Annotated in this window: 12 protein-coding genes; 1 reads left to right on the top strand and 11 read right to left on the bottom strand. The window is 54.9% G+C overall.

The annotated features are described in order from the left end of the window. Positions 1–119: 119 nt before the first annotated feature. From U740_RS08695 to U740_RS08645, 11 genes are all read right to left on the bottom strand, one after another. Positions 120–695, bottom strand: a complete 576-nt coding sequence (locus tag U740_RS08695) for a CBU_0592 family membrane protein (RefSeq protein WP_036860240.1) — start codon at positions 693–695, stop codon at positions 120–122. A 2-nt stretch (positions 696–697) separates the two neighbouring features. Further along, positions 698–1,738: a substrate-binding periplasmic protein gene (locus tag U740_RS08690; RefSeq protein WP_152556814.1), complete on the bottom strand. Its 1,041-nt coding sequence runs from the start codon at positions 1,736–1,738 to the stop codon at positions 698–700. Then, a complete protein-coding gene (locus U740_RS08685; protein ID WP_036860236.1) occupies positions 1,716–2,966 on the bottom strand; it encodes a hypothetical protein in 1,251 nt (416 codons plus the stop codon). Before U740_RS08685 ends, U740_RS08690 begins: the two co-directional genes overlap by 23 nt. 99 nt (positions 2,967–3,065) lie before the next feature. Continuing rightward, positions 3,066–3,527 carry a SufE family protein gene (locus U740_RS08680; protein ID WP_407674731.1) on the bottom strand — a complete coding sequence of 154 codons (462 nt, stop codon included), beginning with the start codon at positions 3,525–3,527 and terminating at the stop codon, positions 3,066–3,068. A gap of 30 nt (positions 3,528–3,557) precedes the next feature. Beyond that, positions 3,558–4,097 (bottom strand): putative Fe-S cluster assembly protein SufT, encoded by a 540-nt coding sequence (sufT, locus tag U740_RS08675; protein WP_036860234.1) that lies wholly within the window; start codon positions 4,095–4,097, stop codon positions 3,558–3,560. Continuing rightward, positions 4,094–4,459 (bottom strand): HesB/IscA family protein, encoded by a 366-nt coding sequence (locus U740_RS08670; protein WP_036860233.1) that lies wholly within the window; start codon positions 4,457–4,459, stop codon positions 4,094–4,096. Before U740_RS08670 ends, sufT begins: the two co-directional genes overlap by 4 nt. Before the next feature lie 68 nt (positions 4,460–4,527). Then, positions 4,528–5,784 (bottom strand): aminotransferase class V-fold PLP-dependent enzyme, encoded by a 1,257-nt coding sequence (locus U740_RS08665; RefSeq protein WP_036860231.1) that lies wholly within the window; start codon positions 5,782–5,784, stop codon positions 4,528–4,530. Positions 5,785–5,788: 4 nt separating this feature from the next. After that, a complete protein-coding gene (sufD, locus tag U740_RS08660; RefSeq protein WP_036860229.1) occupies positions 5,789–7,114 on the bottom strand; it encodes a Fe-S cluster assembly protein SufD in 1,326 nt (441 codons plus the stop codon). Further along, entirely contained in the window at positions 7,114–7,863 is a 750-nt protein-coding gene (sufC, locus tag U740_RS08655) for a Fe-S cluster assembly ATPase SufC (protein ID WP_036860228.1), read from the bottom strand. Before sufC ends, sufD begins: the two co-directional genes overlap by 1 nt. Before the next feature lie 43 nt (positions 7,864–7,906). Beyond that, on the bottom strand, positions 7,907–9,343 hold the full coding sequence (gene sufB, locus U740_RS08650; RefSeq protein ID WP_036860226.1) for a Fe-S cluster assembly protein SufB: 1,437 nt from the start codon (positions 9,341–9,343) through the stop codon (positions 7,907–7,909). 4 nt (positions 9,344–9,347) lie between these two features. Continuing rightward, entirely contained in the window at positions 9,348–9,872 is a 525-nt protein-coding gene (locus U740_RS08645; protein WP_081890894.1) for an Rrf2 family transcriptional regulator, read from the bottom strand. Between the two features lie 452 nt (positions 9,873–10,324). Between U740_RS08645 and U740_RS08640 the strand changes: the two genes are divergently transcribed. Continuing rightward, positions 10,325–11,572 carry an MgtC/SapB family protein gene (locus U740_RS08640; protein WP_036860224.1) on the top strand — a complete coding sequence of 416 codons (1,248 nt, stop codon included), beginning with the start codon at positions 10,325–10,327 and terminating at the stop codon, positions 11,570–11,572. The last annotated feature ends 174 nt before the right edge of the window (positions 11,573–11,746 follow it).

Below are 11,746 nucleotides of genomic sequence, written 5' to 3'. Positions count from 1 at the left end.
ACCATTTGCTGATCCCAGAACGACACGACAGAGCTATTCTTTTTCTTCATCGCCCACTTTAAAATTCACCGGCGCCACCGTCCGTCCTCTTCGTTTGCTGCATCGAACCAGTCGCATCCCTAGCGCGGTTCGTCAGGTTGATGCAGGTTGAAACGTGCCGATAGTGAGATGACAAACCAGCAAACCTCCATCGCCAGCACCGGCCAGTTGGCGTCGAGGTATAGCTGTGGCAACAGTACGAATGCCGCATAGGCATTCCACAGATGGTAGGGGCCAATAGTCAGGCGACGTGCAGCGAATAACAGATAGGCGGCACTGAAGGCAAATGTTGAGCTCCAGCCAATGATCGCCACTGCCAACTGCCATTGCCATTGCCATTGCCATTGCCAGAATAGCGCGGGCAACGCGGCCACCCAACACAATCCGACACCGACTGCGAGGACGCCTGGCCCTACCCTTACGAACCTGAAACTCCCTCCTATTAACAACCAGACACTGATTGCCGCCCAGAAAAAATTTATGCCCACCGCCTGCCAGGAGGCGATGGCTGCAGAAGATACCACCAGGGACAGGGCGGCAACGCCATTGGCCGAGAAATACACTGGTCGACGCCAGCGCCGATAAAAGGCGAGGTAAGCATAATTGGCAAGGTAAAGCAGAGTGCCGAACCACCCCAGTAATTCAAAACCGGTCATAGCTACTCAATTTCGATGTGCAGGTTCTTGACGTAGAGTTCACGACCAACGTGGGGACCGTCGACGATACGGATTTTCGATAATGCCACCATGGCAGCGTATAGTTTGGGGGAGTTGAACTCTTTAAATACTGCATCGCTCCAGTCCAGCACCAGCCCGCGGCTGCCCGGCGGAATCATCACGTAGTGGTTGTCGGGGTGCTCTCCCTGCCGCTGAGTCTGTCCGATGATCACAGGATGCCCCTCCCCCACCACCAGACGCACATAGCCGGTACTGCGCCCGGCATCCAGCGAGGTTTCCCACACCTCATCCTGTTTTTTCACGCCAGCCAATTTTTCCAGTGCTTCATCGAAGGCCTTGATAAATGCTTCCCCCTGAGGATCGTCATGCGTTACCAGATGAACCGTATCCTGTGATAAATAGTCATCGCCAGGGATGTGGCGAAAGGAACGGTATTGCCAGGGAAAATACTCGAGGACTAATGCCTGTCCTACGCGCCTGGCCATGGGCAACAGATCAATATCACCGTTGAACAAAGCGCGCAGGGCGAGTACTTCCGACTGATACTCCGTAGCACCTACCAGCCATGCCTCGAATTTCTCACCGTAGGCATACTCGGCTACACGACCGAGTCGAAGATCACCGATGGAATCCGGTGGAGAGGAAAAATCCCAGTGCTCCCGGCTGTAGTAGAGTACATTGTCCACTGTCATCAGGGGTGCAGAAAAGCGCACATCGGGATAGAGCTGTTTGCGGCGAGCCGTCTCGAAATACGGAAAGGACAGGCGAATTTCGTTATTGTTGACCATTTCGTAGGCCAGCGAAAAATCCACACGTTGCCACTGCGGATCAAGGCGCATATTGCGCAAAGCAAGTTCGACAATACGTGTGATAGCCCCCGGCTCCTTGTCTGGCTCCCGGTTCACATAAGGCGGCCACGCGTCTGTGTAGACCTCCACCGCGGTGAAAGGTCCTGCAGCAACAAGACCCGACAGTAGCAGAGAACACAACAGTGCGCTTTTAACGCAGTTTGAGAACCGCATACAACGCTCCCAACAAAACCACAATCAGTAAATTAACCCCCATGAAAAGATCAATATTCCAGGTCGCCAGTACACTGAGCAGTCCCGACGTCTGCTCGTCGTAGTAATTCAGTGTTGGCGAAGTCACCATCTCCCTACTGTAGGTAACGAATTGAAGCGCAAGATCAAGTATGGCAAACAGGCCAATCAGTGCCAGCAGACTATCGGTAAGAATAGAGGCCAGGGAGCGCTTTTTATTATTGATTTCGTTAATGCGGGTCGAACAGACATCCACCATCCGCTGTGCATTTTCCAGTAGGTCGTCGAAATCCCAGGCCTGCAGTATTTCTTCCATCCACTGTTTTTTTGCCCGCACCAGGTGATTGCGTGCTTCGTAATAGGTCGTAATGTGAAGCTGTGTGCGGGCCCTTACCCGTTGCAGTTTCAGCTCGCTGGTTTTCAGGTTCTTCTCGAGAAACACATCGGAAATATCCGCGAGAAGATCGCGATTGATATAGTGTTGTACCGCATAAAAATACTGGGCCAGAATCATGGCTTCAACTTTCTGGCGATCCGTCTGGTGTTCCTGTGCGACTATCACATAATTCAGCCAGCGCAACGAATGGCGCAGCCGTCCGTTGATAATATCATCGGCATCTTCGGGCCGGATGGTCGCATCCAGCCATTGATGAAGCAGAATCTGGGTGTCTTTGTGCTGCACGTCATCTGATGACAGGTTGAGTATACTGCCGACCCAGAGACACTTCAGACCGCTGCATTCTTCGCGCAATTGCAGGTTTTCAATATTTGCCTCGCGCAGGGCAGCCATAATGCGGGCAAATTCCCGGTTGGCAAATTGACTTATGGCGAGTTTAGTTTGCTCTTCGGCCCACTCTTTCAGTGCATGGGCGGCAATATCCGACGCCGGCTCCAGCACCAGTTCGACCACGGCCAGCTCGCTGTTGAAGCAGTGCAATGTCAGTTCAAAGCCGTCGACGGTTCGACCCCGCCAGTAGCCCAGCCGTATATCGCGGTCGTCACGGGTGATATCCGAATAGGCAGTGGAGCCGGGCCGATCTGCCTGATCGCCCGCCTCTGCGGGGCAATGCCAGTCTGGGGCGTATAGTACCTGCCCGTCGCCCAGTGCGGTTATACGCTGCACAAGTTCGCCGTAGGCAGCAGAGAATTCGTTCACACCTGCCCTGACTGACAGTGGATAGTGAACCGGTGTGATTGTGGTGATCTGCATCTCCGGACTGCCCCTGAAACACTGGTCGGGTCAGTATACGCAACAGCGACAGTAAATTGGAGGAACAAGCCCAATTAACCCGGCTAGAACTTGGGGAAGCTACTTCACTGCATTGGGTTCAGAGTGATTTGAGTGGCGAGCTGCGGACTGGATACTCTGCACCAGCGCACGCAGGCCATTGCCGCGAGTGGCGCTGAGGTGACGTATCAGGTCAAGAGTTTCGAAGTAGCCCTCAATATCGAAATCGAGAATATCCTGGGTGGTTTTGCCATTATAGGCGGCAAGAATAATGCCTAGAAGGCCTTTGACGATGAAGGCATCGCTGTCCACCTCAAAGAAGAGGCGGTCATCTTTCTGCAGAGTGTTGAGCCAAACCTGGCTCTGGCAACCACGCACGAGCCGCTCATCGGTTTTCAATTCATCATCCATGGGTGGCAGCTCCTTACCCAGGTCGATGATGTACTGGTAGCGATCTTCCCAGGTATCGAAGAAGGCCAGTGTCTCCTTGATGTCCTCGGCGCGGATAGAGCTTCCGAAAGGATTACTGGGAATGTTCTCGATTGTCGTCATGATGGATGGGGTTTCCGGTAACTAGAAAAACATGCCGGTTTCGAGCTGCGCCTCTTCGGACATCATCTCCCGGCTCCAGGGTGGATCGAAGACCAGCTCCACATGAGCACTCTTTACGTTCGGCACGAGCTTCACCCGCTGCTCCACATCGCCCACCAGTACCGGACCCATGCCACAACCCGGGGCTGTCAAGGTCATCTGGATATCCACCCTGCCGCTGTCCTGATCAATATCCAGATCGTAGATCAGCCCAAGGCTGCGTAGATTAACGGGGATTTCGGGATCGTAGACAGTCTCCAATGCCTGCCAGACCTGATCTTCATCGATGCGGTCATTGCCAGGATCGGCGAAGTTGAGCTCTAACTTTTTTTGACCCAGCGCATCCGCATCCACACCATCCACCCGCACCATATTGCCCTGATGCACAACGGTATAGTTGCCGCCGAGGGACTGCACGATGGTGACGAAGGATCCGGCCGGGATGGTCACGGAATCACCCACAGGAACCAGTCGCCCCGGGCAGTCACGTGCAACATTGACAATACTGCGTTCCTGACTCATGTTTCTTGTGTCTTGATATCGAAGCTCTCGCCACAGCCACACATATCGGTGACATTGGGGTTTTCGATCTTCAGTGTCTGATTGACGCCCTCGCGGGTATAGTCAATTTCCATACCGCGCAGGGCAATGGCACCTTCACGACTAAAATAGATGGCCACGCCATTATCCAGCGTCAGGGTTACATCGTTTTCTTCCGGAGCAGGCACCTCCTCGATAACATACTTGAAGCCGGTGCAGCCGCTTTTTTTCAGCCCAATGCGCACACCGGCACCACCGTTGCGCTGCAGTTGTTCGCGAAAATGTGACGCGGCAGCCGGCGTAATGGTAATTGTCTGTGCAAGATCAAATTTCTCTACACTCATAATGCTTCACCTTCCTGCGGCAATCTTATCCTGAATGGATACGGTGCCGCTTACCGTATGAAATTTTGTTAGCCCAACATCCGTCGGGCTTTGGCAAGCCCCTCGAACAGACGGTCGACTTCTGCGCGGGTATTGTACAGGGCAAACGAGGCCCTGACCGTGCCGGGTATCCCGTATTGCGCCATGATCGGCTGAGCGCAATGATGACCAGTGCGAACGGCAATGCCCTGTTGATCCAGTAGCATACCCACATCGGATGGCGGTATGCCATCCAGCAGGAAGCTGAACACACCGGCCACATGGTCGGCCTCACCGAAACGGGTAAGGCCATCAAAGGCCGCCCCCTGTGCCAGGGTATATTCGAGCACATCGGCCTCATGTGCGGCCACGGCCACTCGATCCAGGTGCTGCAGGTAGTCCACCGCTGCGGCCAGACCGATGGCACCGGCTATGTCCGGGGTGCCGGCCTCAAAGCGATACGGCAGCCCCTGATAGCTGGTGCCGGCGAAACTGACCTGTTCTATCATTTCACCGCCACCCTGCCAGGGCGGCATGGCTTCCAACAGTTCCCGGCGCCCCCAGAGCACACCGATACCCGTGGGGCCGAACATCTTGTGCCCCGAAAAAGCATAAAAATCGCAATTCAGCGCCTGCACATCAACAGGGGTATGCGCCACCGCCTGGGCCCCGTCGATCAGGACTTTTGCCCCCACCCGATGAGCTCTCACCACAATGTCTGCCACCGGGTTCACTGTTCCCAGGGCATTGGAGATGTGACTGACAGCCACCATCTTCACGCGTTCATCGAGCAGCGCATCCAGCGCCACCATGTCAATCTCGCCGCTTGGAGTTACCGGAACCGGCACCACTTCGGCACCGGTGGATTCAGTCGCCATCTGCCAGGGCACAATGCTGGAATGATGTTCCAGTATCGGGACCAACACCCGGTCACCCGGTTTAAGATTGCTCCGGCCCCAGCTGTAAGCCACAAGATTGATGGCCTCTGTGGTGCCACGTGTCCAGAGCACCTGCTCCGGAGCCGGGCTGTTGATGAAATTTGCCAACGATTGACGCGCATTTTCTATCGCGGTCGTCGCCTTTTCCGCCAGAGCGTGGATACCGCGATGCACGTTGGCATTGTAGCCGCGATAATAGTCGCTGATGGCGTCGATCACGGCATTGGGCTTCTGTGATGTAGCGGCATTGTCCAGATACACCAATGGATGTCCGTTGACCTGCTGTTGCAGGATCGGGAAATCACGGCGTACGGCCTCCACATCGAAAACCCGCTCTTGCTGTCTGATGTTTTTTGCCGATGTTTCCATGCGCCTATTCTGTCCTCTCTCTCTGTGTCACCTGCTGCACAAACATGTCACTCAGTACGGGCTTGAGATACTCGCCCAGGGTGGGGTGCTGCAGGTTGTTGATGAGTTCGTTGATAAAACCGGTACTGAGCATCACTTGTGCATGCTCTCTGGCAATGCCGCGACTGCACAAATAATAGAGCGCATAGTCATCGAGCTGTGCGACCGTGGCCCCATGGGTACACTTGACATCGTCCGCATAAATCTCCAGCTCCGGCTTGGTGTCTACCTCGGCCCTGTTGCTGGTTAGCAGATTTTTATTACTCAGTTGCGCCACTGTCTTCTGGGCATCCGGATGAATATGGATGCGCCCGTTGAACACCGCCCGTGCGTTATCGCTGATAACACCCCGGAAAACCTCGTTGGTCGTACAGTGCGGTCGAGCATGCTCAATACAGGTATGGTAATCGATATGCTGGCTGTGCCGTGGCAGGTAGATACCGTTGAGATCACAGTGGGCACCATTACCTTCATGGCGCACCACCACATCCAGACGCTTGAGTGTCGAGCCCAGCCCCAGGTGAAAGCTGTTGAGTCTGGCATCGCGATCGAGCCGGGCATGCACACCGCCGATATGCAGGGCATGCTCTTCCTCCAGGTGCAATCGGTAGTGACACAGACGGGCATTGGCACTCAATACCAGTTCAGTGACCCCGTTGGTGAAACTGTTTTGTTGGGCCCCGTCGCTGGCGAAGTGTTCCACTACCGTGGCCTCGCTGCCAGGCTCCATAACGACCAGTAGCCGCTGGGACAGACTGAAAGCCTCGCGCTGGGGCACCGTCAACCAGACAACGTGCAGTGGCGTTGTGACCTTGCTGTCCTGTTTTACGTGCACGAATACGCCATCATCGAGCCAGCTATCGTTGAGGGCTGTGAACATGTATTTGTCGCGATTGGCAGCTGTGCCCAGGTGGGTGCGTATGTTCTCCACCTGTGTCTCATCGGCATCACTGAAATGCACGACTTCCATAGCATCCATGGCTTTTGCGCTTGACAGCTCGGGACTGTAGAAACCATTCACAAACACCAGCATACGGGCGTCCAGTTCAGGGATTTTGACCTGATCACGAAGGGCCCTCAGCGCTGGCGACGAAGGATCCTGGCGTTCAGCCCAACTCAGGTAAGCGCCCTCTTCCAGGACTCTCAACCGAGTATATTTCCAGTCCTCGGTCTTGCGGGTAGGCATGGTGCTGGACTTCCAGCTAGCCCTGCCCCTGCGACGCTGTTCACTGAGCCAACCCGGCGTCTCGGTGGGGAGCCTTTGCAGGGCTTCGGCAATAAAATCACTCATTACACGGCCTCACTTTCCAGCCAGCCGTAGCCTTTATCTTCAAGCTCCAGTGCCAGTGACTTGTCACCGGAACGGACGATACGACCGCCTCCCAGCACATGAACATGGTCTGGCTCGATGAAATTGAGCAGGCGCTGATAATGGGTGATCAGTACAAAGGAACGCTTGCCGTCGCGCATGCTGTTGATACCGGCTGCCACCACCTGTAGCGCGTCGATATCCAGGCCCGAGTCGGTTTCATCCAGAATGGCTAAATGCGGCTCAAGCAGCATCATCTGCATCAGCTCGTTTCGCTTTTTCTCGCCACCAGAAAAACCTTCATTAACACCGCGTTTGAGAAAATTCTGATCCAGATCCACGCGCTTGCAAACCTCACGTGCCAGTTTCATAAAACTCACGGAATCCAGCGCTTCCAGCTTGCGATACTTGCGAATCCCATCCACAGCGGTTTTGAGGAATTCCATGTTGCTGACACCAGGAATTTCCACTGGGTACTGAAAAGCCAGGAGTAGACCAGCCAGAGCGCGTTCTTCCGGTGCCAGGGCCAGCAGATCCTGACCCATGAAGGTGACCTCACCAGCGGTGACCTCATAACCTTCACGGCCCGTCAGTACATGGCCGAGGGTACTCTTGCCCGAGCCATTGGGACCCATGATGGCATGCACTTCGCCTGCGCCGATTTCCAGGTTGATACCACGCAGGATTTCCTCGCCCTCGACGGTGGCATGCAAATTCTTGATAGATAACATCGCTATTCTGACTCTCCTGTATAAAATTCTATGAGACCGACCATTAACCGACAGCGCCTTCGAGGCTAACTTCCAGTAGCTTGCCGGCTTCCACCGCAAATTCCATAGGCAATTCCCGGAACACTTCCTTGCAGAAACCGTTGACAATCATGGATACCGCCTTTTCCTCGCTAATGCCGCGCTGAAGACACAGAAACAACTGTTCGTCACTGACCGTGGAGGTGGAGGCCTCGTGCTCAATGATGGCGGTCGGATTTTTACTTTCAATATAGGGGAACGTGTGCGCGCCGCACTGATCTCCGATCAGTAGCGAGTCGCAGCGCGTGTAGTTGCGTGCACCGGTGGCACCCGGATTCATTCGCACCAGACCACGATACGTGTTGGAGCCATGTCCGGCGGCAATACCCTTGGATATGATCGTCGAGCGTGTGTTCTTGCCCAGATGGATCATCTTCGTGCCAGTATCAGCCTGCTGGAAATTGCTGCTAAGCGCCACCGAATAGAATTCACCGATACTGTTGTCGCCTTTGAGTATACAGCTGGGGTATTTCATGGTGATGGCGGAACCGGTTTCCACCTGCGTCCAGGAAATATGGGCATTGGTATGGGCCAGACCCCGCTTGGTGACAAAATTGTATATGCCACCCTTGCCTTCCTCATCACCGGGATACCAGTTCTGTACCGTAGAATACTTTATCTTCGCGTTGTCCAGGGCCACCAGTTCCACCACCGCGGCATGTAACTGATTTTCGTCCCGCATGGGTGCCGTACAACCTTCCAGATAGCTGACTTCGCTGCCTTCGTCAGCCACGATCAGGGTGCGCTCGAACTGGCCCGTCTTGGCCTCGTTGATGCGGAAATAGGTAGACAGCTCCATGGGGCACTTCACGCCCTTGGGAATGTAGACGAAGGAACCATCACTGAAGACCGCGCTGTTCAGCGCCGCATAATAATTGTCTTTCTGTGGCACTACTGTACCCAGATGCTGGCGCACCAGTTCCGGGTAGTCCTGTAGCGCCTCGCTGATAGAACAGAAGATGACCCCCGCCTCATACAACTTCTTGCGGAAAGTGGTACCCACGGACACCGAGTCGAACACAGCATCCACGGCCACGCCGGCGAGCATCTCCTGCTCATGCAGGGGAATGCCCAGCTTGTCGTAGGTCTCGCGCAACTTTGGGTCCACCTCGTCCAGGCTCTGGGGTCGGTCTTCATCGCGTTTGGGCGCAGAGAAGTAGGACATGGCATTGAAGTCAATATCCGGATAGTTCACATGCGCCCAGTGGGGTTCGACCATTTCCAGCCAGGCGTGATAGGCCTTCAGTCGCCACTCCAGCATCCATTCCGGCTCGTTTTTCTTGGCCGAAATGAAGCGGATAACGTCCTCGTTCAATCCTGGTGGCAGGGTGTCCGATTCTATATCGGTGACGAAGCCGGCCGCATAATGGCTTTTGATAAGATCATTGATCTGTTCCGACATGATGTTAGTTACTCTCTGTCTGTTCTTTAAATGCTGATGCCGAACCCTGCAATTGCTCAACGGCCTCAATCCTTTCTTCCTTGCCGGAAGCCGACGGGCACCGGGAACCACTGCTACCGGACTCGGTTTCGCGAGCCATGACATCTGCCAGAGTAATGCCCTGAAGATAGTTTCGTATATGCTCGTTCAGTGCCTCCCACAGATGATGGGTCAAGCAGATTGCTCCATGCTGGCAGTTGCCCTCCCCCCGGCAGCGGGTGGTGTCCATATTTTCGCTCACAGCAGCCGTGACCTGAGCTACGCTGATGTCTTCCGGCCGCCCTCCGAGGCGATACCCGCCCCGGGGTCCCCGAATGCCGACCACCAGTCCTTTCCTGCGCAGCCCGGCAAATAGTTGCTCCAGATACGAAAGGGAAATATCCTGCCGCTCGGCGATCGCAGCCAGACTCACTGCACAACGGTTCGGCTCATGGTTGGCCAAATCCAGTAAAGCCCGGAGAGCATAATGTGCCTTACTTGTTACCCGCAATGAAACCTCCTGGAACGCTTTGAATCCTAGGCCTGTACTGTCTCAAATCCTAGTAATTTAGTCAAGTATTTAAAGAGGGTTTGCCAGGAGGTTAATGAATGGATAATGGGACTTGCTCGAATGCGCAGGTTCTTGCTCTGTCAGTGAGTGCATGGCTCAACGGATACCAAACTACACAGGATCACAGAGCTGAAGTCTGCGTGCGGAATGACACCATTAATCACAAGCTATTGGAACACCTTATCGACCCACCTCCCAGGCCACTGCGTGCCTCTGTGAAAATACCGCCCCCGCCCATTCGGTTAACTGGCAGTTTAGTTTTAGGGCCGGGCACCTATCCCAATGCACCTTTTCTTTGTCTGTTAGCACCGACTGTCAGAGCCCAGTTGTCATAGAGATCTGTTACCCTGTAAGTCAGTCAATCGGGCTGAGGCAGCCCTGCAGGATACTTAATGGACACGCAACTATTGCCGTTACTGGTGGCGCTGGCACTGGGGATGCTAATCGGACTTCAGCGTGGCTGGCACGAACGCGACACCCCGGCAGGCGGCCGCATTGCCGGAATCCGTACCTTCGGTCTGCTGGCACTGAGTGGCGCACTGGCAGGCATGCTGACGACACCGCTTGGCTCCGGTATTGCCATCGCCATGGGTCTTGCGGTCACTCTACTACTCGGGCTGGCCCACTGGCTCGATTCCAATAATGATCACGACTACGGCATCACTACCGTTGTAGCTGGCGTCGTAACCTATCTCACAGGACTGCTTACCATCCTCGGCGACCTTAGCCTTGCGGTCGCCGTAGCTGTAATCACTACCATCGTGCTGCACTTCAAACAAACCCTGCATCAGGCAATGGGACATCTGAGTGACAGTGAAATGCGCGGTATTCTGCAGCTGGCTCTGATTTCAGCCGTGTTGTTGCCGGTATTGCCCAACCAGAGCTACGGCCCCTGGGGTGCGCTTAATCCCTACGAAATCTGGTTGATGGTGGTGCTGATCGCTGGCATCAGCCTGGCAGCCTACTTTGCCATGCGTCTGACAGGCCCTAACAAAGGAGTATTGATCACCAGTGTACTCGGCGGCCTGGCATCCAGTACTGCACTGACCCTCAGTCTGGCACGCATGAACGCCCGTGTCCCGATGCCACACCTGTTGTCCTGTGGCATTCTGCTGGCCTCGGCAATCATGTACCCGCGAATTTTGCTGGAAGTCGCCGTAATCAACCCCGCACTTCTGCCGACTCTGTTGCCCCCCATGCTGGCTATGACACTGGGTTGTGTGCTCGGCGCTTTCTTGCTATGGCGCAAAAGTGAATCCAGTGCAGCAATAAATACCGGGAAGCTGGCTACACAACCTTTCCAGCTCATTCCTGCGCTAAAATTCGGCATCCTGCTGGCCGGAATTCTGCTCATCGCACACGGTATTGAAGAACACATGGGAGAACAGGGTCTTTGGCTGGTATCGATTGTGGCCGGCCTGACCGATGTGGATGCGATCACCCTGACTCTGGCCCGCATGGCACAAGACAGCATCGGCACCGATACCGCCGTAACCGGTATCACGCTGGCCGCGATCACCAACACACTGGTCAAAGGTGGCTTGGCCCTGTTTGCAGGACATGCCTCTCTTTGCCGCCCTCTCTGGCCCGGTTTATTGCTCGCCGTTGCGCTGGCACTACTAACCCTATGGATACTCTGATTCCACAATACCTGAATTCGAAATCATGGAAGCTGGCTGCCAAGAAGACTTACTGAACCCGAACACAGCATCGTCGTGGTACTGAAGAAGCGGCGGGACAACGGCGTGGACTGGATGCTATCCAGTTTGCCCTGACCATCGACGATTCGGCGCTTGGCAACGCTCATTATTGCC

Origin of the sequence: Porticoccus hydrocarbonoclasticus MCTG13d (assembly GCF_000744735.1) — a bacterium.
GTDB lineage: Bacteria > Pseudomonadota > Gammaproteobacteria > Pseudomonadales > Porticoccaceae > Porticoccus > Porticoccus hydrocarbonoclasticus.
Note: the sequence above shows the minus strand (reverse complement) of the source record. Positions and strands in the feature narration are given on the sequence as shown.